Source organism: Myxococcales bacterium, assembly GCA_016712525.1.
Lineage (GTDB): Bacteria > Myxococcota_A > Polyangia > Polyangiales > Polyangiaceae > JAAFHV01.
The window spans coordinates 2,519,929-2,544,204 of record JADJQX010000001.1 but is presented as its reverse complement, the minus strand read 5'-3'; the positions used below and the strand labels follow the sequence as shown (position 1 = coordinate 2,544,204).

Here is a 24,276-nt window from a genome sequence, read left to right as displayed (position 1 = left end):
GGCATGCGCGCATCGTCTGCACGAGCCACGTTCCGGTTTCGAGCGTTGAGCCTACGACCGCCGGCACGTATCCTCGAAGCCGCGCTCATGACCGAAGACCTCGCGACGATCGTCCAACGACACGGGCACGACCCGAAGTGGCTCGTCGAGATCCTCCACGACGTCACCGAGGCCCAAGGCTACGTCTCGAAGGGCGCCATCACGGAGCTCGCCTCGATGCTGGGTGTCCCCCGCGGGCAGGTCGAAGGAGTGGTGGGATTCTACACGTTTTTCTCCGACGAGCCGCGCGGCGCGTACCGCGTGCTCTTCAGCGACGGGACGACCGATCGTATGGCGGGGAGCCTGGCGCTCCTCGAGCGTATGCGCGCGTCGTTCGGCCTCCGAGACGACGAGATCTCGCGCGACGGGCGGATCTCGGTGGGCACGACGAGCTGCACGGGGCTGTGCGATCAAGGTCCTGCGATGCTCGTCAACGGGCACGCCATCGGCAGCCTCGACGGCGCACGCCTCGGGGACGTGATGGCCCTCGTTCGGGCGGGGGCCGCGCTCGCGACCTGGCCGCGCGAGCTCTTCGCCGTGCGCTCCAACGTCCATCGAAGGGACCTCCTGCTCTCGGCGAAGCTCACCCCGGGAGAGGCCGTCGCGGCGGCCGCGCGACGAGGCCGAGACGACACGCTCGCCGAGATCTCTCGAAGCGGCCTCCGTGGGCGAGGAGGCGCCGGGTTCCCCACCGGCGCGAAGTGGGCGGCCTGCGCGAAGGCGCCACGCGAGCCGCGCTACGTCGTGTGCAACGCCGACGAGGGCGAGCCCGGCACCTTCAAGGACCGAGGGCTCCTCGCCCACCACCTCGACCTCGTGCTCGAGGGCATGACCGTCGCGGCCTACGCGGTCGGCGCCAGCCATGGGTTTCTCTACGTGCGGGCCGAGTACCGCTTCCTCTTCGCGCCCATCGAGGAGGCGCTCGCCGCGCGGAGGGCCGCGGGCATGCTCGGCGCGAATGCATGCGGTATACACGGATTTTCGTTCGACATCGAGCTCCGCCGCGGCGCGGGCGCGTACGTATGTGGGGAAGAGTCCGCGCTGCTCGAGTCGCTCGAGGGCAAGCGCGGAATCCCGAGGAACCGCCCGCCCTTCCCGGTGACTCACGGCTACGACCAGTGCCCCACGATCGTGAACAACGTCGAGACCTTCATGGCGGCCGCGCTCGTCGCGCGGGACGGAGCGTCGGTGCTCCGCGACCTCGGTACACGCACCTCCGCGGGCACGAAGATCCTCTCGGTCGCGGGCGACGTCGAACGGCCCGGCGTGTACGAGTATCCGTTCGGAGTGACGGTGCGGAAGGTCCTCGAGGACGCGGGGGCCTCCCGTGTTCAGGCCGTGCAGGTGAGCGGGCCCGCCGGGACGCTGCTCTCCGCCCGCGAGCTCGACCGCACGATCTCCTTCGAGGACGTCCCCTCCGCGGGGGCGTTCACGGTGTTCGACGACCGGCGAGACATCCTCGCCATCCTCGAGAATCACGCGCGTTTCTTCGCGCACGAGAGCTGCGGGTTCTGCACCCCCTGCCGCGTGGGGACGACGCTCGTCGCGCGCACGATGGGTCGCATCACGTCGGGCCACGCCGCACGACGGGACCTCGTCGACGTCGAACGCGTGGCGAGGGTCATGGCGAAGACGAGCCACTGCGGCCTCGGGGCGATGGCCGGAAACCCGGTGCTCCAGGGCATCGAGAAGTTTCGCCCCGCGTTCGACGCCCGGCTCCGACCCGTAGAGGCCCTCCCCACGTTCGACCTCGACGCCTCGCTCGAAAAGGCGCGTGACGTCACCGGCCGCGACGACGACGACGCCCACCTCGCCGAAGAGAGCACACCATGACGACCGACCGCCGGACCTTCACGCTCGACGGCCACGACGTCCCCTACGAGGAGGGGCAATCGGTGCTCGACGCGGCGCTTGCCGCGGGGCATTTCATCCCGTTTTTGTGCCACAAACCGGGCTACGAGGCCCACGGGAGCTGCCGCGTGTGCACGGTCCGCGTCGCCGGCAAGTGGCAGACGAGCTGCACCGTGCCGGCCGCGGAGGGGCTCGAGGTCGAGTCGACCGCGGAGGACCTCGTGGCCATGCGGCGCGAGCTCGTCCAGTTCCTCTTTACGGAGGGGAATCACTTCTGCCCCTCGTGCGAGGCGAGCGGGAGCTGCACCCTCCAGGCCGTGGGCTACGAGCTCGGCGTCACGACACCGCACTATCCCCCCTTTTCACCCACGCGCCCCCTCGACGCCTCGCACCCCGAGACGATCCTCGATCTCAACCGCTGCATCTTGTGCGAGCTCTGCGTGCGAGCGAGCGCGAACGTCGACAAAAAGGGCGTATTTGCGCTCTCGGGGCGGGGGCCGACGAAGCACCTCGTCGTGAGCGCCGAGTCGGGCAAGCTCGGGGACACGTCGTTCTCCGCCAAGGACGCCGCCGCCCACGTCTGCCCGGTCGGGGTGTTCCTCCCTCGTGGGAGAGGCTTCCGTACTCCCCTCGGTGAGCGCACGTTCGACGCGGAGCCGCTCCGGGTCGTCGCCACTCGGCCCGCCGGAGACGAGTAACCATGCCCTCCCCCAAGCTGCGCGTCGCCACGACCTCGCTCGCAGGGTGTTTCGGCTGCCATATGTCGCTGCTCGACATCGACGAACGCCTCGCGACCTTGCTCGAGCTCGTCGAATTCGACGCCTCGCCGCTCACGGACCTCAAACACCCCGTCGCGTGCGACGTCGGCCTCGTCGAAGGGGGCCTCTGCAACGCCGAGAACGTGCGCACGCTTCGGCTCTTCCGAAGAGAGTGCAAGGTGCTCGTCGCCGTGGGTGCGTGCGCCATCACGGGTGGCCTCCCCGCCCAGCGAAACGCGCTCGACGTACGCGACTGCCTCGAGTCGGTCTACCTGACGGGCGTAGGCCTCGAGGGCGGGACCATCCCGAGGGACCCCGAGCTGCCGCTCCTCCTCGAGAAGGTCCACCCCATCCACGACGTCGTGAAAGTGGACTATTCGCTCCCGGGTTGCCCCCCCTCCGCCGAAGCGTTCTGGGCATTCTTCGAAGACATCGCCGCTGGCAGGGCCCCGCGCCTCGCCCACGGCCTCATTCGCTACGACTGAAACGAACGAACATGCCCTCTCCCCTCGAAACCGCGAACGATCCCGAGCCCCTTCGCCGGGTGGTCATCGAGCCTCTGACACGCGTCGAGGGGCACGGGAAGGTCACGCTCCTCCTCGACGCCGATCACAAGGTGCACCAGGTGCGCCTCCACATCGTCGAGTTTCGAGGCTTCGAGCGCTTCATCGAGGGGAGGCCCTATTGGGAAGTCCCCGTGATGGTGCAGAGGCTCTGCGGGATATGCCCCGTGAGCCACCATCTGGCCGCGTCGAAGGCGCTCGACGCCGTCGTGGGGGCGCGCCCCGTGCCGCGTACGGCCGAGCTCCTGCGCCGGCTCATGCACTACGGGCAGATTCTTCAGTCGCACGCCCTGCACTTCTACCACCTGGCCTCCCCCGATTTGCTCTTCGGGTTCGACGCCGACCCTCGGAAGCGCAACGTCGTGAGTGTGCTCGGGGCCTACCCGGACGCGGCCAAACAAGGCATTTTGCTCCGCAAGTACGGGCAAGAGATCATCGCGAAGACCGCGGGAAAGCGCATCCACGGCACGGGGTCCATCCCCGGGGGAATGAACCGCGGCCTCACCTCCCACGACCGCGACGAGCTCGCGCGCCCCCTCCCTGACGTGCTCGCGTGGGCGCGGGCAGGCGTGGCGATGGTCTCGTCCCTCTTCGAAGGGAACCGCGACCTCTATGCCCCTTTCGGGACCGTACCCTCCGCGCTGCTCTCTCTCGTGGGCCGCCGTGGAGAGCTCGACCTCTACGACGGAGTCTTGCGCGCACGAAATGCCGACGGCACGGTTCGCTTCGACGGAGTCCCCCAGGAGAGCTACGGCGAGAAGCTCCGCGAGACGGTCCGCTCGTGGAGCTACATGAAGTTCCCTTACTTCGCGGACCTCGGCCCGGACGACGGGTGGTACAAGGTAGGACCTCTCGCACGCATCCAGAACTGCGACGTCATTCCCACGAAGCTCGCGGAAGAAGCGCGGCAGGCCTTCTTGGCGAAGCTCGGCCCCTCCGTGGTGCACGCGCCGCTCGCGTTCCACTGGGCGCGGCTCATCGAGCTGCTCCACGCGGCCGAGGTCATCGAGGGCCTGCTCGCCGACCCCGAGCTCCTCGGCGACGAGCTCACCGCGAGCGGCCCGCGGCAAGGCACGGGCATCGGCATCCTCGAGGCGCCTCGCGGGACGTTGATTCATCACTACGAGATCGGCGACGACGACCTCGTGAAGAAATGCAACCTCGTCGTGTCGACCACGCACAACAACCAAGCCATGAACGAGGCCATCCGCGAGGTGGCCCGCGTGCACCTCGACGGGCACGAGCCCACGAACGCCCTCTTGAACCACATCGAAGTGGCCATTCGGGCGTTCGATCCGTGCCTGTCCTGCGCGACCCACGCGCTCGGCCAAATGCCACTCTTGGTCGAGGTGGTCGACGCGAGCGGCGTGGTCGTCGGGCGGGCGCGGCGAGACGCGAGCGGGGCCTGACGTGACTCGGGCTCCGGTGCTCGTCATCGGCATCGGGAACCCCTCGCGGGGAGACGATGCCCTCGGCCCGGCGGTGGTCGCGCGGCTCGAGGAGCTGCTCCGGGCGGAGCTCGCGGGAGGGCAGGTCGAGACGCTCGTCGATTTCCAGCTCCAGATCGAGCACACCCTCGACATCTCCGGGCGCGACAAGGTCTTCATCGTCGACGCGAGCGTGAGCGCCGCGGGCCCGTTCGCGATCGGGCGAGTCGCGGCGAACGACGCCCCCTCGCCTTTCTCGCACGCGATGTCCCCGGCCGAGCTCCTCGGAGTCTACGAGCGCACCTTCGGTCCGGCCCCTCCGGTCTGGGCCGTCGCCGTGCGCGGGCGCACCTTCGAGCTCGGCGCCCCGATCGGGGACGAAGCCCTGGCGCACGTCGAGCCGGCCGCGCGCGCGATCGTCGCCGAGGTTCGAGCGACGGGAGATCGCGGCGCTCGCCTCACCGTTCGGGGGACGGTCCAGGGCGTCGGCTTCCGCCCTTGGGTCGTCGCTCAGGCGACCCGTCTCGGTCTCTCCGGAACTGTGCATAATACACTTGACGGGGTCGTCCTCGAAGCGTGGGGCAGTGAGGCAGGGATCACCGAGCTCGGGAGGCTCGTCACCGAAGCGCCGCCCGCGGGCGCCAGCGTGGAGTCCTTGGTGGTGGAGGCCACCACGTCGATCTCGCCGAGCCCGGGATTCCGTATCGCCCCGAGCACGTGCGAAGCGCCGACGGGCGGCGTCGAGGGTGCGACGCGCGTGGCCATTCCACCCGACGTGGCCACCTGCGACGCGTGCCTCGCCGAGGTGGACGATCCGAGAGACCGGCGGTACTGCTACCCGTTCACCTCCTGCGCCGCGTGCGGACCTCGGCTCGCGGTCGCGCGGGGGCTCCCCTTCGACCGCGCGCGCACGACGATGTGCGATTTCCCACTTTGCGTCGCTTGTCGCGCCGAGTACGAGTCGCCCGAGGATAGGCGCTTTCACGCGCAGACCATCGCGTGCCCCGCGTGCGGGCCTCGCCTCTCCCTCGTCCATGGAGACGGCGCTGCCGTCAGCGGCTCCCCCCTCGAAACGGCGACTCGCATGCTCCGCGAGGGGCACACGCTCGCCGTGATGGGGATTGGGGCCTTCCACCTCGTGGCCGACGCGACCGACTCGCGCGCCGTGGCCTCCGTGCGCGCGGCGAAGGCCCGCGAAGAGAAGCCCTTTGCCGTGCTCGTCGAGTCCCTCGCGTGGGCCTCACGGCTCGGTGAGGTCGACGCGGTCGCGGCCGGCGCCCTGGAGTCTCCCGCTCGGCCCGTCGTGCTCGTACCGCGACGGCCCTCCGCCATCGTCCCCGAGGTGTTCGGCCCCTCCGAGAAGATCGGCCTCATGCTCCCGAGCACGCCGCTCCACCACCTGCTCGTCCGCGGGGTCGGGAGGCCGCTCGTCATGACCTCGGGAAATCCCACCGGGGGCCCGGCGATCGTCGACGTCGACGAGGCCCTTCGGAGGCTGGGTCCCAAGGTCGACGCGCTGCTCGTTCATGACCGGCCCATCGCGCGCCGGGTCGAAGACTCGGTCGTGGCGAGCACTCCCCGTGGCCTCCGCGTCGTCCGCCGCTCGAGGGGATATGCCCCTCACGCCATCCGGCTTCGTGTCGCCGCGCCGGAGCCCATCGTGGCCTATGGCGCCCACGACCGGGCGTGCGCCTGCGTGGTCGTCGGCGATCGAGCCTATTGCACCCCGCACCTCGGCGACACGAGCTACGTCGAAGGGGAGCGCGCGTTCGAGCACGATTTGGCGGGGTTCGAGGACCTCCTCGGGGTCCGCCCCGCGGTCGTCGCACACGACCTCCACCCGGACTACACCACCACACGATTGGCACTTCGACGAGGCGCGCGCCTTCACGTCGGGGTTCAACACCACGTCGCGCACGTGCGCGCGGTCATGGCCGAGCACGGGCTCGACGAGCCGGTCGTCGGCGTCGCGTTCGACGGCACGGGCTTCGGGCCGGACGGGACGCTGTGGGGGGGCGAGATCCTCACCCTCGACGGCCTGCGCGAGCGTCGGGTCGCGACGTTCCGGCCACTCGGCCTCCCCGGTGGGGAGCGCGCGATTCGGGACGTCGCGAAGGTCGCCTACGCGGCCCTCGTCGATGCCTTCGGCGACGCCGAGGCGAAGGCACTTTCGAGGCGATTCCCCGCGTTTTATCGGCTCTCCGACGACACCTTGGCGCGGCTCTCGATCCTCCTCGGGCTCGACGCCACGCCCCGGGCTCGCGGGCTCGGGCGGCTCTTCGACGCCGTGGGTGCGCTCGTGACGGGGCTCTCCGTCGCGTCGTTCGACGGGCACGTGGCCGCGCGCCTCGAGGACGTCGCCGCCCCGGGAGCCCATCTCCCCTATCCCATCACGCTCCCGTCGACGCTCACCGAGAACGAGCTCTCCGCGACTGCCGACGAGATCGATCCCCGCCCCACGGTGCGCGCCGTCGTGGCCGACCTCCTCGACGGAGCCTCCCCGAGCACCGTCTCAGCGCGCTTCCACGCGACGATCGCCTACGCGGCGTCCACGATCGCCGAGCTCGCGCGCGCGACCTTCGGGATCCGACGCGTGGTGCTCTCCGGCGGAGCGTTCATGAATCGACTCTTGGAGGACGGGATTCGCCATCGTCTCGGCGAAGGCCTCGTCTCGTCCGCCGTCTCGGTGCCCACGAACGACGGAGGGATCGCCCTCGGCCAGGCCCACGCCGCGGTCCTCGCGCTCGTTACGAATCCCGCGTATGGGGAGAGCTGACCATGTGCCTCGGAGCCCCCGGAAAAGTCGTCGAGATCGAAGGGACGACCGCGCTCGTCGATTTCTTCGGTGTCCGTCGGCGCGTCGCCCTGGACATCGTCGACGAGGAGGTCGCCGTGGGCGACTACGTGCTCGTGCACGTCGGCTTCGCGATCCGCCGCATCCACCCCGACGATCTCGACGAGACCCTGGCCTTCTTCGCGGAGATGGCCGAAGGCTCCGACCCTTCTCTCCCCGGTGCCCCGTGACGGCGCCGAGCGCCCTCGCCTTCCGTGATCCGAAGCGCGGGTTCGCCCTGCGCGCCAGGCTCGACGCGGCCGTGAAATCCGCCGGCCGTCGCGTGACGGTCATGCACGTGTGCGGGAGCCACGAGCAAGCGATCGCACGATTCGGCCTGCGCGCGACGTTCCCCGAGGCGCTCGACGTCCGCATGGGCCCCGGCTGCCCGGTCTGCGTGACCGACACGGCCGACGTCGACTCCGCCATTGCCATCGCGAAGAGCGGTGTCCGCGTGCTCACGTACGGCGACATGCTGCGTGTGCCCGGCTCGCGGCAGTCGCTCGACGACGCACGCGGCGAAGGGGCACGGGTCGAGATCGTCTACGCGGCGACGCAGGCGGTCGAGATCGCGCGCGAGACCCACGAGCCCGTCGTCTTCTTCGCCACCGGGTTCGAGACCACGGCAGTCGCCACGGCCGCGATCTTGCTCGCGAATCCACCGCCGAACCTCTTCGTTTTGTCGGCCCACAAGTGGGTCCCTGCGGCCATGTCCGTGGTCGCCGGCTCCGAGGGCTCCACCATCGAGGGATACCTCGCAGCCGGGCACGCGGCGACGATCACGGGATATGGCATTTTCGAGCCGTTCGTCGAGAAATACCGGGTCCCCGTCGTGGTCGCGGGCTTCGAGCCACTCGACATTTTGGCGGGTCTCGTGCTCCTCGTCGAGCACGTCGCCCACGGCGACGCGGCCGTCGTGAACGCGTTCCCGCGGTGCGTGAGCCGCGAAGGGAACACCCGGGCCCTCACGGCGCTGTGGGAGGTCTTCGAGCCCGCGGGGGGCGAGTGGCGAGGCATCGCGAACGTCCCCGGCGGCGAGCTCTCGCTCCGTGAGAGGTTCCGAGCGCATGACGCGAGGGCCGTCTTCGCAGGCACCATCGACCAAGGGGAGCGAGGGCTCGCCGCGGCCGAAGCCTGCCTTTGTGGGCCCATCATGACGGGAAGAGCCACTCCGGGCGACTGCCCACGTTACGGCCGCGATTGCACCCCCGAGTCCCCCGTCGGGGCCTGCATGGTGAGCACCGAGGGCATCTGCCGCATATGGCACGAGAGCGGGCTCGCGAAGGGGCCCCGATGACGGACGACACCCCGCCCAAGGTGAGGCTCTCGCACGGCGCCGGCGGAAAGGCCATGAGGGACCTCGTGAGCTCGGTCTTCCTGCGCGGCGTGGACGACCCCGAGGCGCTCGCGACCGACGACGGCGCGGTCATCCCGTTCGGCGCCGAGCACCTCGTCGTCACGACCGACGCACACGTCGTCTCGCCCGCCTTCTTCCCCGGGGGTGACATCGGCCGCCTCGCCGTGTCGGGCACCGTGAACGACCTCGCCATGATGGGCGCGTGGGACGCCATCGCCCTCACGAGCGCCGTCATCGTCGAAGAGGGGTATCCCCTGGCGTCCCTCGAGCGGATACACGCCTCCATGGCGGAGGCCTGCCGGGAGGCCGAGACGCGCATCGTCGCGGGCGATACCAAGGTCATGCGGAGAGGGGAGCTCGACGGGGTCGTCATCACGACGAGCGGGCTCGGTCGCGCCCCGCGTGTGATCCGGGACTCCGGGCTGAAGGAGGGAGACCTCGTGATCGTCACCGGGACGATAGGCGATCACGGTCTGGCCATCTTGGGTGCGCGGCACGGGCTCGGCCTCGAGGGAGAGCTCGTGTCGGACGTGGCGCCGCTGAACGGCATGGTGCGCGCGCTCGTCGCTGCTCTGGGCGACGATTTGCACGCCATGAAGGACCCTACACGCGGCGGAGTGACCTCGACGCTCGTCGAGATGGCCACCAAAGCAGGAGTGTCGATCGAGCTCGACGAGGCACGCATCCCCGTGAGCGAGGCCTCGCGGGCGGCCGCCGAGCTGCTCGGGATCGACGTGCTCGCCATGGCGAACGAAGGCAAAGCGCTCGTGATCGTCGCGCCTCACGCCGAGGGGCGCGCGCTCGAGGCCCTCCATACGCACCCGTACGGAAGGCGCGCGGCGGTCATCGGCCGCGTGGTGCGGGGCACGCCGGGCGAGGTGTTGCTCGACACGGGGTTCGGTCACCGTCGGCTCGTCGAGCGGGACGCCGAGCCCGTCCCGAGGATCTGCTGACATGCACGAGGTCTCGCTCGTCGAGTCCCTCTTCGACGCGATCGACGACGCGATCGGCGCACACCCGCGCGACGCCGCGCGCGCGGTCACGGTGCGTATCGGCGAGCTCGCGGGCGTCGAGGTTTTCCTCTTCGAGACGGCGTTCGTCGGCGTGGCACCAGAGCGAGGGTACCCGCACGCTCGCCTCACGGTCGAGAACGAGCCCGCCTCGTGGGTGTGCTCGCTGTGCGGCGCGGCGGCGCCATCGACCGAGCCATCGGCCTGCGAGCGCTGCGAAGGGCCTTTGAAGCTCGCGACCGGTGCGGGCATCGTTCTGACTCGCGTGGAGCTGGAGGTGCGCTGATGTGCGATGTATGCGGTTGCGGAGATCCCCACAAGGTCACGATCGACGTGCACACGTCGCTGCTCGCCAAGAACGACCGCGACGCCGCGCACCTCCGCGCCCACTTCGCCGAGGACGGCGTGCTCGCCCTCAACGTCATGGGGTCTCCTGGCTCGGGCAAGACCGCGTTGATCGAGGCGGTGGCGCGCTCGGGGCGGGACCTCAAGCTCGCGGCCGTGAGCGGAGACTTGGCCACGTCGCTCGACGCCGAGCGCCTCGCGAGCGCCGGAGTGCCGTCGGCCTCGATCACCACGGGCTCCGCCTGCCACCTCGACGCGGCCATGGTGCACCACGCGCTCCACGACGAGCGGATCGCGCGCGCCGTGCACGAGAGCGACGTCTTCTTCGTCGAAAACGTGGGAAACCTCGTTTGCCCGGCGATCTATGACCTCGGCCAAGCCAAGAACGTCGTCGTGCTCTCGGTCACCGAGGGCGTCGACAAGCCGCTCAAATACCCGGTCATGTTCCGGGTGGCCGATCTCGTCGTCGTGTCCAAGGTCGACCTCGTGCCCTATCTGCCGGGCACGTCGCTCACCACGCTGCGCGAGAACATCGCGCGCGTCGCCCCGTCGGCCGAGGTGATCCCGTGCTCGGCCGTGTCGGGGGAGGGGGTGGGCGAGCTCCTCGCGTGGCTCGAAGCCCAAAGGGCCGCGCTCGCACCGAGGTCCGCGGCGGCGAGACACGAGCACCCTTGAGCAGCAGCCCGCAGGGGGAGAAAGTCGGCGGACGGTCAGACCCCGAGGATCGTCGCGAGCGACTCGAACGGGCTCTCGTCGACGGTCTCCCACCCCGAGACTCCGATCACATCGCCGGCTTTCTGTCCCTCGGGGTCCGACAGGAGCCAACGCCCGAGCTCGATGCCCGACACGCCCAAGTCGGGGCGCACCGCGAGCACGTGGGAGAGCCCGAAGTCGAAGCTCCGAATGGCCACGATCCCTTGCCGTGACGTCGCGGAGAGCACGTCGAAGTGCTCGTTGTAGGTGATCCCGAATTCGGCGCGCCCGTCTCTCACCATCGTCACGACCTCGCCGTAGCTCTTCGCGTCGACGGCGGCGAGGGCCGTCCCCTCCTCGCGAAGGGTGTGCTCCACGACGGCCTTCAGGTAGCCGGGAACCGCGGCCACACGAGCGCCGGCGCGGACCTCTCCCATGCCTTCGCGCGCGACGATCCGCGCGACGTCGAACCGGGCCACGGGCCTCACGACCGGCGCGTACCCGAGCTTCTTCTTGGCCTTCACGAAGTCGGCCGGATTGAGATATGCCCACGCGAACCGGCCGCCCAGGAGATCCCTCCCGAACTCGGCGAAATCGAGGTATGCGTGGAAACGCGAGCCGAGCCCGAGGCGCTTGTTCACGCGGGTGTTGAACATCGCCCACTTGTCGATCCCGCGCGCGGTATCGTGAGGGCACACGGCAAAAAGTCCGTTGTCTGCGTTCATGAGGACTCCCGCATTTCGGGATAGGGAACAATCGAGAACGAGCCGGATTCGGGCTCGAGGTATGCCGCGTCGGCCACGGCGTTCATGATCTGAACGGCGAGGCCCGAGAGCAGCATCAGCACGTTGGTCGGGGTCGCCGTCGCGTCGGTCACGGCGACGAGCACCTCCTCGGACGTGAGGAAGCTCACGTACACGTGGCGCTTGCGACCGACGACGTACTGCGCATGAAATCCGCCGAGTCCGAGCTCTTGGTCGGCGAACTTCGAGCTCGACAGGATGAGCCCGGCGTACGCCGCGAGGCCCTCTTCGAAGGCGCCGGTCGACAGGGTCGAAACGAGCGGGAGCCCGCTCTTGTCGGCGACGAGGAGGCAGCGAACGTCGCGAGAGTGCGCCACGGCATCGACGAGAATGTCGGAGATGGGGCGCGCGAGCGACGCTAAGACGCTCATCCGCTTGCCCTCGCGAGCTCCGCGGCCGCTCGTTTCATGTCGAGGAGCACCATGCCGAGCTTGGCGTTGCCGCCCGTGATCACCTCGAGCACGCTCTCTTCTCCGGCGTGCATGATGATGACGTAGCCGCTGTCGCCCTTGATGTACGCCTGCTGGAGCGTCCCGCGGCCGAGCTCCTCGGACGTGCGTGAGCCTAGCGAGAGGAGCGCTGCCGCCATGGCCGAGACGCGATCCTCGTCGGTGCCGACGGCGAGCGCCGAGGCCACGATGAGGCCGTCCACGCTCACGAGCGCGGCGCCCTCGACGTCGGGCGTGTTGGTCACGAGGTTCTTGAGGGTCGCTTGGATCTTGTCGGCTCGGTTCACGATGTCGTTCATCCGTCTCCCCCCGCGGGATTCGGGTTCAGGTCAGCGCTCGCACGAGCGCGTCGTAGAGGCAGTGGTCGGTCGCGCCATTGGCGACGGCGGCGGTGGGCAGATCGCTCGGGAGAGTCGCCCCCCATCGGACGGCCTCGTCGTCGTCGCCGAGGATCACGGCGTCGGTCGAACGAACGAAGCTGTCGAAGAAGACGCGGTTTTGTCGCGTCGTCGGCAAGAAGGTGAACGAGATGACCCCCCCGCGAGCAGGGCGGATTCGGACGAACGTCGGTCCGGAGGTCACCCTGGATACGGCCGGTGCGGGCGCGGTAACGGCCGCCGCGAAGTGGCGTACGGCCCCCTCGACGCAATCGACCATCTCGGCGGGGCACGCCACGAGCACACGCAGGGCGCCACGACGCTTCTCGAGCTCACGATCGATGGGGCCCGCAGGCTCGGGCGGAAGGACGCGTGGCATGATGGTGCTCGCGCGAAGCGTGAGCCGACCTTGTTCGCGGAGAAGTGCCACGGATAGGCGCACTCGAACGGGGGCGAGAGGCAGGTCGGCTTCCAGCGTCTCGAGGCTCCGTGGTTGCCCGGCGAGCGCACGCGCGACGAACGGGAGCCCGCAGTCGAGAGGGTCGGACGCGTCGAGCTGGCCCGTGAGCGTGAGCTTCCTCGACGGCTCGGGCAGATCGTCCTTTCGTCGCTCGAGCTCGTCCTCGAGGCGAGCCACTTCGAGCACGAGCTCGGTGAGCGTCGCAGGGGCACCGATCCCCGAAGGGAGGTCGGCCTCACGGACGGAGAACTTCGACATGGGGTGCGACAGCGCCGCGACGGCGGCCTCTCGCCCACGCAGCTTGCCGAAGCGTGCGTCGAGGCAACCGCCGCGAGCCAAGAGGATCGAGGCCTCGGACCCCGAAGGGCTCACGAAGGTGACTTGCGCGACCGGCAAGGCCTGTGAAACGAACTGAAGCAGCTCGATGCTACCGAACGCGCCGAGCACGCCCTGGAGGACGTTCGGGTGTGGGTCGGTGGCGGGGAGCGGCGCGTTCATCACGACGTCGAGAGAGCATCTTCCAGACCAATCGCGAGCGTCGACACGACGCACTTCTATTCAGTCGCGCTCACGCACGTTTGGAGAGTGTCCCCCCGACCCTGGATTGCATTCGTGCAAGCCACACACGACTCGCGTGGTGCAGTTTCGAGAGGCGCACGACGCGACGTGCAGCGTCGAGACCGCAGCGACCGAGGTGGCCCGACCTCAGCGGACCTTGGTCCCCGAAATTCCTCGTCGTTTCGAGTCGTTGCAACATCCGCCGAGCGCGGCGTCGCGGGCGCGCTCGACCTCGAAAGGGCTCGCTCGAATCGCTGCGCAAAGAACGCTCGTGGTCGCGCAAACGGCGCGCGTCCTCTCGCAGACAAGCCATTTTTCGCGCGCGCTCGAGGGCCCGGAGGTTGCACGAGGGCCATGCATGAGCACCCGCACGAGCCTCGGTGGCGAGGACGCAGCTTGGCTTCACATGGAGGAGCCCGAAAACCCTATGGTGGTGAGCGGGGTGCTCGAGCTCGACGCGCGCGTCACGGTCGACTCCGTGCGCGCGCGGCTCCGAGAGCGGCTCGTCCCGATGATGCGCTTCTCGTCGCGTGTGCGGGATCGCGGCCTCGGTGGGGCGCCGACCTTCGAGCCGTGCGACGTCGACCTCGAGTGGCACGTGCCGGAGCGTACGGTGGGCAGCGAGGCCGAGCTCTTCGCGTTCGTCGGGAGCGAGGTCGGTACGTTGCTCGAGCTTTCGCGGCCGCTCTGGCGCGTGCACGTCATTCAGCGGGAGCCCGGGGGCACGACCCTGCTCTTTCGTGTGCATCACGCCGTCGCCGACGGGTTCTCGCTCCTCTCGGTCCTCCTCTCGCTGTGTGACGCTTCGCGCGATGCCGGCCCGCACGGGAAGGTCGTGGATCGCGGTCGAGCCCGAGGCTCGCTCCTCGGGTATGCGCGTGCGGCGCTGCGTTTGCTCGTGTTGCCGCCCGATCCACGCTCGACGCTCAAGGCGCCGCTCGGCACCGACAAGCGCATTGCGTGGACCCGCCCCATCTCCCTCGACCTCGTGAAGAGCGCCGCGCACGCCCACGGGGCCACGGTCAACGACCTGCTCGTCGCCGCGATCGCGGGAGCGCTCCGCCAAACGCTCGTCCGCCGGCGGGAGCGATGCCGTGACGTTCGCGCGATGGTCCCGGTGAACCTCCGAGAGGGCTCGCCTGCTCCCGACGAGGGCAATCGCTTCGGCCTCGTCGTGCTCGATCTCCCGGTCTCCGTGGGGGACGCTCACGCCCGGCTCGCGGCCGTCAAGGCATCCATGGACGTGCGCAAGGCCACGCGCGAGGCCGTGGTGGCCCACGTGATCCTCCGCGCGATGGGGTTCTTGCCTCGCGCCCTCGAGGGCCTCGGGGTGGCTTTTTTCGCGACCAAATCGTCCCTCGTGCTCACGAACGTCCCCGGCCCGAAGGAGCGCGTCGCGTTCCTCGGAGCGACGGTCGACCGGATCCTCTTCTGGGTGCCGCAGTCGGGTCGCATGGGGCTCGGGGTGAGTGTGTTCAGCTATGCAGGAGCCGTGACGGTAGGCGTCATGAGCGACGCCCGCGTCATCGACGACCCGGCAGAGCTCGCCCGCGCCATCGAGCGCGAGGTGCACGACCTCCTACCCTCCGCCCGACCGGGAGTGACCGGCGCGCTCTGACGATCCGGCAAATCCGAGATCGCCGGCGACCCTCGAAAACTAGAGCCGCGAGCCCCGAAGGCCCTATCCTCGGATCGTGCCTTCCCCTGCGCCAAAGACCGACAGGCCGAGCCTGCTCGACCGGCATAGGATGGACGAGGGCTCGCGCTGGTCGCACCACCTGCTGCGCGCGCTGACGATCGCCGTGCTCGGAGGCGCCGCGATCGATCTGGCCACGGTCGTCGGAGATCCGTCGACCCTCGTCGCGTATGCGCTGCCCCGCGCCATCTCGATGATGCTGGTCTCGGCGTTCGCGGCGACGGTGCATTTCGCGCCGGACTCGACGGTCGCGCGGGTCGATGGGCGGGGTCGCGCGGCGCTCTGGTCGCTCGCGATCCTCTCCGCCGTCACCACTGGCATGGCCGCGAGGGTGCCCGTCTCGTTCACGCTCGTCGCGATCGCCATGGCGTTCTTGCCTGCGGGCATGCGCAAGATGACCGTGCCTCGGTGGCTCGTCGGGGGCGCGGCGTGGGTCGTGACGGCGCTCCTCGTGAGCTTCGCCACGCGCGGCGCGCCGGCGACCTTCACGCGGGCCGTGCTCTTCGGGATCGCGCCGGGCATAGCCCTATTTTTCGCAGTCTTTTTGCTAGGTTACACCTCTCGATCGCCCCACCGTGACACCGCCGCCGAGCTCGAAGGTGGCGCCCTCGGCGGGTACCAACTGAAGCGCCGGCTCGGGGCGGGGGGCATGGGAGAGGTCTGGGAGGCGCAGCACCCCGCGCTCAAGGTGAGCGTCGCGGTGAAGCTCCTCCGGATCCAGAGCCGCGTGGCGCGAGGCCGGTTCGAGGTCGAAGCCCGAGCGACGGCGCGCCTCTCGCACCCGAACACGGTTCGTATCTTCGACTACGGCATCGTGGGCGACGGCCTCGCGTACTACGTCATGGAGTACGTGCCCGGGACGAGCCTGAAGCAGCTCGTCGAGAACGAGGGGCCGCTACCCCCGGCGCGCGCCATCCGCATGGCGCGGCAGATCGCGAGCGCGCTCCACGAGGCCCACGAGCTTGGGCTCGTCCACCGCGACGTGAAGCCGGACAACGTGCTCCTCCAGGGCTCCGAGTACGATCCGGACTTCGTGAAGGTCATCGACTTCGGCCTCGTGTACCGAGGGAAAGCGGGCGCAACCGGCGAGCGCTTCACCCGCCCCGGCACCGTCGTCGGGACGCCCAGCTACCTCGCGCCCGAGGCTTCGGCTGGAGGCAACGCGACCCCCGCGGCGGACGTGTACTCGCTCGGTTGCCTGCTCTATTTCCTGCTCACGGGCGCGCCGCCGTTCGTCGGCGAGACGGTGCCCGACGTGCTCGCCGCGCACGTGAAGGACCCGGTCGTGCCCCCGAGCAAGGTGGTCTCCGGGATCTCGCCCGAGGTCGACGCGATCGTGCTCGCGTGCCTCGAGAAGGACCCGAAGAACCGCCCGCGTACGGGCGCCGACCTGCTCGCCGCCCTCGACGGGACGACCCGCCCCGCCGACTCGACGCACCTCGAGGCGCAGCTCGCCGAGCTCCCGAGCCTCATCGACGGGGACGGGCTCCTCGGGGGGACCGGCTCGCTCTCTAAACCGTGAGCAGCTCTCGCGGGTCGAAGGCCGGGACACACGCCTCGGGAGCGACGTTCGGTGGCGCTGGCCCTCGGTCTACGGGGGAGCCCTCGTGCATCGCGCGCGCGAGCCCGTCGAAGACCGTGCAGAATGCACCTAGCGCGTTTTTTCCATACAGCGTCGCGCCACCTTCGTAGTGCTGGAGCGCGTACTCCTCGGGCGTGGTGAGGTAACCGCAGTACGCGTCGGTGTAGCCGCACACGACGACGAAGAGCCCGGGATCCCCGAGCGCGCGCGATACGACCCGCGCGAGGCGCGCCCCGGCGATCGTGGTCGGCTCGGTCGGCAAGCTCGCGACGACGAGCGGGCCTACGCGGAGGAGGTGAGTCGGCAAGAACCTCGGCACCCATGGTCGCTCGATCATCTCGGGCCGCTCGGCCGCACGGGCGAGGAACCGCGCGAACCTGTCGGGCACGTGCCGCGCGAGGCGCGCAGGGCGGAGCACCCCGAGCACACGCCCCTCCGACCCACGACCGAGCTCCCACAGCGGGACCTTCTCGTCCCCCCCGGTGGGCACGACCCCGAGCCTCCCGAGCACACGCCTCGCCGCCGTGAGGCCGCGCGGTAGCCTCGGCACCGAGCCGAGGGGCCCAGGTCCCTCTTCGGCGCCCAACGCGAACGGGAGGCCCACGCGGGGAGGGCTCGTCGTGACGCCGGCCGCTCCGCCACAGAACCGAGGGTCGACCGGGGCGGAGAAGAAATCCGTGTAGGACGCACGCACGTCGACAGGCCCGTCGACACGCACCCCGAGGGTCGGCGCTTCGCGGGCGATCCTCTCGGCGACGGCGGCCACACGCTCGCCCACCTCACGCGCGCTCTCGCGATCGTCGTCGTCGAGTCCGATGCGCTGACCGCGTCGCGCGTCGAGCCGAAAGTTGGCGGTCACGTCGCCCGCGGGGCCTTGAGCAAAAAGCGCAACAAAATCCGGATTTTGCGACCCATGTTCGAGCACCTCGGCCGACTCCCCTTTGTGGTCGGGGTGGAGGTAGTCGGCCTCGCGGTGGATGGTCGTCGGGTGGCAGCCGAGCCAGGTGACCACGCCGAGCGGCACCCCCGACTCGCTCACGGCGCTGACGACGGTCATCGTGCGCGACACGGCCTCGTCGCGGCGCTCGAACGGGACCGGAGTGACCTCGGGGTTCTGCGCGTACGCCGCCAGCGCGCGGTTGAAGAGCACGGGCTCGGAGCGCGGAACCTCGCCGCGGTGCACGAAGACCTCGGCCGACGTGAGCGACGCGAGCGCCGCCTTCACTGACGCGACGATGCCCGCCGCGAGCCCGTCGAGCACGCGCCGCGAGAACCCGGGGGCCGACAGGGCGTACATGAGGTAGGTCGAGTACCCCGTCGGTGCCGAGTGCGTGTGCGTGGCCGTCACCACGAGCTCCTCGTCGCGGAGGCCGAGCCCCTCCCGCGCGAGCCGCGCCCCCACCTCGAGCCGCAGCGCCTCGGAGATCATGCCGAGGTCGCAGCACACGTAGACGAGCTTGGTGCCCGACGCGGGGTGCTCGAGCGCGAACGCCCTGGAAAATAGGGGTTTTCCGACCCGACGCGAGACGTTGCCCGGGTGGCCCCACCCGAACATGCACATGCCCGGCTCGAACACCGAGATGTCTGCTTTTCCGAAGCCAGCGCGCATCACGGCGGCCGTTTTCGCACGGAACTCGCGGGAGCGCACCCCGAACGGAGGTAGCCTCGTCCTCGTGCGCGTCCCTGTCCCATTCGACCCGAAGTCGGGTTATCCGGCCGGCCCGAGCCTCGTGTACGTGTGCCTCGCGTGCGACGGAGAGATCCCCTCGATGCCGTCGCACGACGAGGCGTGCCGATGCCGCTGCGGGAACGTCGCGGTCGACGTCGACGCGGGGCGCGCGTCGATCCGCGATCATGCCGCGTTCCGCATCGAACGCGAGAGCGCCGACTAGCCTACCGCCGCGTGTAGGTGAGGAGCGCGCCCGCGGCGATGAGGCGGAGCTTCACCTTGCAGCCGTCGTTCACGACCTCGTACGAGAACGGAGTGCCGGCGCCGCCCGCGTCGATCACGCCGCCGTCCTCGCTGCGCGCGCAATCCGCGTCGAGCGTGAGCTTGCCGTTCGCGACCGTGTACGCGCCCGAGCGGGTGGTCGCGGCGCTCGGGTTGCCCTGACGCGGCTCGAGCTGCCGGATCTGCGAGTATTTCGCGCCGTCGAGCACGAGCGTCTCTCGCCACCCGTACGGGATGCCCGTCGCCCGCTCGCCCGACGTGAGGTCGTAGATGCCCGGCGGGATGCCCACGCTGCCGTCGAGCTCGAACGCCGCGCCGGCGTCGGCGAGCACCACCGTGGCCTGGCCGAACGGGTGCGCGCCGCAGGCTTGCCCACCGTCGACCTCGGGCTTCGGGTACGTGCACGCCGAGGCGTCGGGGACCGCCGAGTCGGGCGCGGTGCCGTCGGGTGTGCCGGTGCTCGTGGTCGTGCCCGTGGGGCTCGTGCTGGTCGTGGTGGAGCTCGGGCTCGTCCCCCCCGAGGGCTCGTCGGACGAGCAGGCCACGTACGCGAGGACGAAGGTAGGCAAGGCGAGGGCGACGAGGCCCGCACGGACGAAGTTCTTCATGCTTCGACGTTACGAGAACGGGAAGCCCCCGAGAAGACGGCGCGTTTAACAGCCCGTTGATTTTCGGACCGAGGCCGCTCGACGTCCGCGCCCGACCCGCCGAGGCGCGATCCGAGGAGCGCCCGGAGCCTACTTCTGTACTTCTGTAGGTGAGGACGACCCTTGGAAGTCCCCGACGGGGGACGCACCGCAGGATCGCAACGAAGGCGGTCGGGATGCGGCGGCGAGCGGCCGACGACCCTTGGAAGTCCCTGAAGAGGGACGGGAGAAAATCAACGGGCTGTTAACGCACCTTGTGCGACATGGGCTTCGACGCGTGCCCCGCTTCGTCGACGAGGAAGCCGAGGCCGGCGAGCACGAGCCGCGACCTGTGCATCCCGGGCCGAAGCGCGCGCTCGATCTGCTCGACCCCGGCGGCCTCGGCGCGCGCGACGATCCGCTCGGCGAGGCTCGCCTCGGCCTGGAACGACACACGGTCGACGTCGACGAGCATGTCCCACACGACACGGCCCTCTCCGGCGGGGCTCTCGACGCTGAAGCCGAGCACGGCCCCCGACGGCCCGAGCACCACCTCGGTGCGCGCCGAGAACGAGTCGGTCCCGTGGTGGAGGAGCGAGTAGAAGAGGTCGCGCAGCTCCCCCTCCGCGTCGGTCCCGAGCAGCGCCGGGCGACCACCGGAGGAGGCGAACTCGACGAACGCCCGTTCGTGCTCGTGACGCATCGGCGCGAGGGCGAGGCGCGCCTCTCTTTGCGTGGACGGCGCGAACGACCGCGGACCTTCGGCCCTATTCACGGCAGAGCTCCTCTCCACGATCTCGAAGGCACGTCGTCAGCCTGACACGCACGTTCGGGCGAGGCGCGCCGGCGCGGCAACGCTTCGGTCACGGACGCGTGACATCAGGGCTCGCGCTACCTCGCCTCGAGGATGCGCAGCGAGACGCGGCGTTTGCCGTCGGGTCTGCCCTCGGCGTTCACGATGGTGCCGAGCGCGGGCGGCAGCGGCAGCTTCTGGTTCTTGGCATACACCGGGTGACGGCCGTGCTCCTTGTACCACTCGGCCACCGTCGCGTTCGCCTTCATCTTCTCGACGATATTGCGGAATCCGACGCCCGTGTTGTACGCGCAGAACGAGATCTCCCCCATCTGCGTGCCATACGGGATGATGCACATCTCCGTGCGGCGAAAGTCGTAGTTGAAGAGGTCTTGGAACCACATGCCGGCGACGAAGAGCACGCGCCACTCGAACTCGGCGGCGTCGCTCTCGAACTCGCCGATCTTTTTCCCGCGCGCGCCCGTCTGGCTCATGAACTGCTTCACGAGCGTGGGGAAATCGAAGCCCTCCGGCGCGCTCTTCGGGTCGTAGTTCTTGAGGAGCGCGACCACGAGCTCGGCCACCGTGAGCGCGCGGCCCTGCGCGGCGTCGGTGATCTCTTGGATGTCGAGGAGGAGCTGCTCCAAGTTCAAGAACTGGGTGAGCGGCACGCACTGCTTCGTGCGTTTGTTCACGAAGAAAATGGTGCCGACTCCGCAGTTCGGGTGGCACCCGCACTTCATCGAGCCCCAGTCGGCCTTGTCGCCCATGAGGGTGTCGGTCAAGTCCGAGAAGGGCCCCATGGCCGAGAGCGGGAACCAGTCGCGGAGCGGCTCCGAGAAGCCACACTGGTCTTTGATGTCCCGCGCCAAGTGGCTCAGGGTGTACCGCTGCTTCGTGCGGGTCGCGTCGTCCACGTCCTCGTCGCGGCCGGTGAAGCTCACGGGCTGGAAGCTCACCACGGTGACCTTGTCGGCGTTGTCGATCGCGAACTCGACGATCTTGCCGACCTGCTCGTTGTTCACGCCGTTCACCACCGTCACGACCAAGATCACGTCGATCCCCGCGGCGTGCAGGTTCTCGATCGCGCGGAGCTTCACGTCGTAGAGGTTGCCGACCTTGCGGTGCGAGTTCGCCTCGTTGCCGATGCCGTCGAACTGGAGGTACGCCATGCGGAGCCCGGCCTCTTTGGCCTGCTTCGCGAACTCCGGATCTTGGGCGAAACGAATTCCGTTCGTGGCCACTTGTACGGCGAAGTAGCCTTTTTCGCGCGCGTAGCGGATGGCCGGCAGAAAATGGGGAGAGAGCGTGGGCTCCCCGCCGGAGAACTGGATGCTCATCTGACGGCGAGGCTTCACCTCGATCGAGTCGTCGAGGATCTGGGTCACGTCCTCCCACGACAGCTCGTGCACGAAGCCGACCTGGTTCGCGTCCATGAAACACGGATCGCACATCATGTTGCAGCGGTTCGTGAGGTCGACGACGAGCACGCTCCCGCGGCCGTACTGGATGCTCGAGGTGCCGTGATCGCGGAGGGCCGTGAGCGGCGCGAGGTAGTCGCGCCCGGGGTAGAGCCGCTCGATGCGCTTCAAGAAGGCCGCGTCGACCGCCATGAGGTCTTCGATGGCGCCGTGCTTGGGGCACGTCTTCTTCATCCACACCTGGCCGCCCTCTTCGACGATCTTGGCGCGGATCTCACCGGGTTTGTCCGTGACGAGGGCCGACAGGTCCCGCTCACCGGAGAGCACGGCGGCGCGCGCCTCTTTCACGCAGGCGGGGCAGAGCGAGTCGGTCTCGCGGGGGAACCCGAGCGTCGGGAAGGTGCGCTCCTTGCGTTTGAGGAGAGGCGCCGGCGCCCATTTGGGGTGGGCCGACGGGCCCTCGACCTTCTCGTTGAGCCGCTGCACGAGCGGCCAGAGCAAAGAGGCAGTCTTGGAGAGGGCGGTCTCGACACCGCGTCCGAGGCGAAGCTGCATGGCGCCCCGAGCCTAGCCGAAACCAAGCCACATGGCACGCCCGGGTGCGAGCCAGCGTGCGCCGGACCAAGGCCACAAACTCATGAAATCGAACGACATTTCAACCAAGGCGCGCGCACGGACGAGCGCCTCGGCAAGCTCGACCGTTGGCAGGCCTCATTCGGGGTCGCACTTGCCGTCGCAGACGTGGACGATCTCGCCGGTCGTGAAAAACCGCCAGGTCTGCTCTTGGGCCTTCGGGTTCTTCCGCGGGAAGCCGTGGGTGTCGGTCGCGGTGTCGGCGGGCCGGTTCGTGCGCGCGCGCTTCGCCACGCCGTAGTCGAAGTCGACGTACCCGTTCTCTCGGACGAGCGGCCCTTGAACGGTGGGCACGCCGTACACCTCCTCGACGGCCTGCGCGAGGGCCTTCGCCTTCACCATGCGCGCGAGCACACGCGACACGTCGTTGTTCACCTGCGAGTCTTCGAGGCCCACGTGGAGGAGCACGTTCTTCGGCGTGCCGTCGGGGGGCGGAGTGGCGGAGAGGTAGGGCGCGAAGTTCGAGCCGTCGCCGCGATCCCAGCCGACCCCCACGAGCGACATGATCGACGAGAAATCGTACGGGTTCGTGTAGTTCCGCGAGATCGCGCCGGCGAGCTCTTTCCACTGGCTCGCGCGCGCCAAGATCCACCCGACGGACACCCCGGGCACGCCGAGCGTCCCGCGCGTGAGGTCCTTCGACATGGCCATGACGAGCGCCCCCTGCGTGCCGCCCTGCGAGTTGCCGTGGTAGTAGATGGCCGCGGGATCGTAGAGCGGCGCGCCCGCCCGCTGCATCTCGGGGTCCTTCGCGAAGCGGCCCTTCATCATGCGCACGAGCGCGAGGTGGTTCATGTTGCCCTGGAGAGGCTCGTCCCCCAGGTACGCGAGGTTCGTGATGTCCTTCGGCAAGAAGAGGAACCACATCACGCCGGCGGGGGTGTTCATGCCCTGCATGTCCGACGAGAGGATGAGGAAGCCTCGCTCGCTCGCGAACTTGCGGAGCCACTCGTTGTCGGCCTCTTTGTCGCTCCCCAAGAAGCCGTGGCCGTACTGAACGACGCTCGCCTTGGCCATCCCGGTCGCCACGGTACGTGGAATCTGCACACGAAACGGCACGTCCTCGAAGCCCTCGGCCACGGGCAACCCCTTGTCCGAGAGGCGGAGCTTGCGGAGCTGGTTCGGCTCCGGCGGCGCGAGGAAGCTCGGCACCTTCGCCACCCCTTTGACGATCCGCGCCACGAGCCCCGCGGGCCCGTCCGGATCGTTCACGACCTCGGTGATCTTGTACTCGGGTCCGTCGTCGCCGACGCGGCGGTAGAGCTCGTCGCGCATGCTGCGCAAGGTCGTGGTCGCGTTCTCTTCGCTCGCCGTCGTGAAGTCCCACGCGAGGTCGAGCTCGGAGCGCGGCACGCCGAGCTTTTCGGCCACGGAGAACACGTCGCGCTCGAAGTGCTCGCGGCGCGTCTCCACCCCCGCGACGGGGCTCTTCCCACCGTCTCGGAGCGCGAGAAATCCTCGGCTCGGCCGCGCACCCGTGAGCCCACGCACGAGCACGACGTACCTGCGCCCGTGGCGGAGCGCGTTCGCGAGGCGGAGCTCGACCACCTGTTTGCCCTGATCCTCGGCCAAGTAGTCGAGCTCGGCGAAGTGAGGCTGGAGCTCGAGGGTCTCCGCGTCGACGACGAGGGTCTTGCTCGTTTTCTCCAGCGAAGACGCGATGTTGGCCAACGTCGGTGCGCCCTCGAGGCTGGCCCCTTCGACGTGGAACGCGATCTGCGGATAGACCGGGAAGCCGTCGTGCACGCGGAAAGGCTCACGATCGAGCATCACGTCGGTCGCTTCGTTCACGGGGAGCTTGTCGCCGAAGTCGAGCTGGAACGCGTGGCCGTACGGGCCCCCGGGCTTGCGGAAGTGGTCCGAGGGGAACGGGAACAGGCACGCCGACTCGTCGAGGTTGTCGCACGCCGCTTCGCCTTCGACGGGAGCCTCGGTGCTCGCGCCGCACGCGCCGAGCAGAGAAATCACGACGAGCGACGAGGCGATCCGAGCGGCGAGCTTCATGGCGGTTCGGGTACCACGCGCCCCGAGGCCCGCACGCGAACCCGCCG

22 protein-coding genes are annotated in these 24,276 nt (G+C 69.4%); 13 read left to right on the top strand and 9 right to left on the bottom strand.

The features are described 5' to 3' along the window. Positions 1-87: 87 nt before the first annotated feature. The 10 genes from IPK71_10875 to hypB are packed head-to-tail and all read left to right on the top strand — an operon-like array spanning position 88 to position 10,858. The gene (locus IPK71_10875; protein MBK8214239.1) at positions 88-1,872 is read left to right on the top strand and encodes an NAD(P)H-dependent oxidoreductase subunit E; all 1,785 of its coding nucleotides are present in this window, start codon (positions 88-90) and stop codon (positions 1,870-1,872) included. Further along, complete coding sequence (locus tag IPK71_10870; GenBank protein ID MBK8214238.1) at positions 1,869-2,588, top strand: (2Fe-2S)-binding protein; 720 nt, start codon at positions 1,869-1,871, stop codon at positions 2,586-2,588. Before IPK71_10875 ends, IPK71_10870 begins: the two co-directional genes overlap by 4 nt. 2 nt (positions 2,589-2,590) lie before the next feature. Then, positions 2,591-3,133 carry an NADP oxidoreductase gene (locus IPK71_10865; protein MBK8214237.1) on the top strand — a complete coding sequence of 181 codons (543 nt, stop codon included), beginning with the start codon at positions 2,591-2,593 and terminating at the stop codon, positions 3,131-3,133. 11 nt (positions 3,134-3,144) lie between these two features. Continuing rightward, positions 3,145-4,620 carry a Ni/Fe hydrogenase subunit alpha gene (locus IPK71_10860; protein MBK8214236.1) on the top strand — a complete coding sequence of 492 codons (1,476 nt, stop codon included), beginning with the start codon at positions 3,145-3,147 and terminating at the stop codon, positions 4,618-4,620. Position 4,621: 1 nt separating this feature from the next. After that, on the top strand, positions 4,622-7,414 hold the full coding sequence (gene hypF, locus IPK71_10855; protein MBK8214235.1) for a carbamoyltransferase HypF: 2,793 nt from the start codon (positions 4,622-4,624) through the stop codon (positions 7,412-7,414). A 2-nt stretch (positions 7,415-7,416) separates the two neighbouring features. Next, complete coding sequence (locus tag IPK71_10850) at positions 7,417-7,662, top strand: HypC/HybG/HupF family hydrogenase formation chaperone (GenBank protein MBK8214234.1); 246 nt, start codon at positions 7,417-7,419, stop codon at positions 7,660-7,662. Further along, entirely contained in the window at positions 7,659-8,768 is a 1,110-nt protein-coding gene (gene hypD / locus IPK71_10845) for a hydrogenase formation protein HypD (GenBank protein ID MBK8214233.1), read from the top strand. Before IPK71_10850 ends, hypD begins: the two co-directional genes overlap by 4 nt. Continuing rightward, positions 8,765-9,781 carry a hydrogenase expression/formation protein HypE gene (gene hypE, locus IPK71_10840; GenBank protein ID MBK8214232.1) on the top strand — a complete coding sequence of 339 codons (1,017 nt, stop codon included), beginning with the start codon at positions 8,765-8,767 and terminating at the stop codon, positions 9,779-9,781. The genes hypD and hypE overlap by 4 nt, the downstream gene beginning before the upstream one ends. 1 nt (position 9,782) lies before the next feature. Beyond that, entirely contained in the window at positions 9,783-10,124 is a 342-nt protein-coding gene (locus IPK71_10835; GenBank protein MBK8214231.1) for a hydrogenase maturation nickel metallochaperone HypA, read from the top strand. After that, a complete protein-coding gene (gene hypB / locus IPK71_10830) occupies positions 10,124-10,858 on the top strand; it encodes a hydrogenase nickel incorporation protein HypB (protein MBK8214230.1) in 735 nt (244 codons plus the stop codon). The genes IPK71_10835 and hypB overlap by 1 nt, the downstream gene beginning before the upstream one ends. A gap of 35 nt (positions 10,859-10,893) precedes the next feature. Here hypB and IPK71_10825 read toward each other — a convergent pair whose 3' ends face one another. From IPK71_10825 to IPK71_10810, 4 genes are read right to left on the bottom strand one after another with little or no spacing between them, the layout of a single operon-like run. Beyond that, complete coding sequence (locus tag IPK71_10825) at positions 10,894-11,601, bottom strand: PhnD/SsuA/transferrin family substrate-binding protein (protein ID MBK8214229.1); 708 nt, start codon at positions 11,599-11,601, stop codon at positions 10,894-10,896. Next, on the bottom strand, positions 11,598-12,050 hold the full coding sequence (locus tag IPK71_10820; GenBank protein MBK8214228.1) for a roadblock/LC7 domain-containing protein: 453 nt from the start codon (positions 12,048-12,050) through the stop codon (positions 11,598-11,600). The genes IPK71_10825 and IPK71_10820 overlap by 4 nt, the downstream gene beginning before the upstream one ends. After that, complete coding sequence (locus IPK71_10815) at positions 12,047-12,427, bottom strand: roadblock/LC7 domain-containing protein (GenBank protein MBK8214227.1); 381 nt, start codon at positions 12,425-12,427, stop codon at positions 12,047-12,049. The genes IPK71_10820 and IPK71_10815 overlap by 4 nt, the downstream gene beginning before the upstream one ends. 25 nt (positions 12,428-12,452) lie before the next feature. Then, complete coding sequence (locus tag IPK71_10810) at positions 12,453-13,463, bottom strand: DUF4388 domain-containing protein (protein ID MBK8214226.1); 1,011 nt, start codon at positions 13,461-13,463, stop codon at positions 12,453-12,455. Between the two features lie 418 nt (positions 13,464-13,881). Between IPK71_10810 and IPK71_10805 the strand changes: the two genes are divergently transcribed. Together IPK71_10805 and IPK71_10800 are read left to right on the top strand one after the other, a co-directional pair. Then, positions 13,882-15,141, top strand: a complete 1,260-nt coding sequence (locus tag IPK71_10805; protein ID MBK8214225.1) for a DUF1298 domain-containing protein — start codon at positions 13,882-13,884, stop codon at positions 15,139-15,141. 76 nt (positions 15,142-15,217) lie between these two features. After that, positions 15,218-16,741: a serine/threonine protein kinase gene (locus IPK71_10800; protein MBK8214224.1), complete on the top strand. Its 1,524-nt coding sequence runs from the start codon at positions 15,218-15,220 to the stop codon at positions 16,739-16,741. On the opposite strand, the gene IPK71_10795 is transcribed toward IPK71_10800, so the two are convergent. Then, positions 16,731-18,410 (bottom strand): neutral/alkaline non-lysosomal ceramidase N-terminal domain-containing protein, encoded by a 1,680-nt coding sequence (locus IPK71_10795; protein MBK8214223.1) that lies wholly within the window; start codon positions 18,408-18,410, stop codon positions 16,731-16,733. The two genes, IPK71_10800 and IPK71_10795, sit on opposite strands and share 11 nt — an antisense overlap. Positions 18,411-18,474: 64 nt before the next feature. On the opposite strand from IPK71_10795, the gene IPK71_10790 reads away from it, so the two are divergent. Beyond that, the gene (locus tag IPK71_10790) at positions 18,475-18,693 is read left to right on the top strand and encodes a hypothetical protein (GenBank protein ID MBK8214222.1); all 219 of its coding nucleotides are present in this window, start codon (positions 18,475-18,477) and stop codon (positions 18,691-18,693) included. 1 nt (position 18,694) lies between these two features. Here IPK71_10790 and IPK71_10785 read toward each other — a convergent pair whose 3' ends face one another. From IPK71_10785 to IPK71_10770, 4 genes are all read right to left on the bottom strand, one after another. Beyond that, positions 18,695-19,360: a hypothetical protein gene (locus IPK71_10785; GenBank protein MBK8214221.1), complete on the bottom strand. Its 666-nt coding sequence runs from the start codon at positions 19,358-19,360 to the stop codon at positions 18,695-18,697. A gap of 283 nt (positions 19,361-19,643) precedes the next feature. Then, on the bottom strand, positions 19,644-20,153 hold the full coding sequence (locus IPK71_10780) for a hypothetical protein (protein MBK8214220.1): 510 nt from the start codon (positions 20,151-20,153) through the stop codon (positions 19,644-19,646). A 116-nt stretch (positions 20,154-20,269) separates the two neighbouring features. Further along, positions 20,270-22,147: a radical SAM protein gene (locus tag IPK71_10775; protein MBK8214219.1), complete on the bottom strand. Its 1,878-nt coding sequence runs from the start codon at positions 22,145-22,147 to the stop codon at positions 20,270-20,272. A gap of 156 nt (positions 22,148-22,303) precedes the next feature. After that, positions 22,304-24,229, bottom strand: a complete 1,926-nt coding sequence (locus IPK71_10770; protein ID MBK8214218.1) for a hypothetical protein — start codon at positions 24,227-24,229, stop codon at positions 22,304-22,306. Between the last annotated feature and the right edge of the window lie 47 nt (positions 24,230-24,276).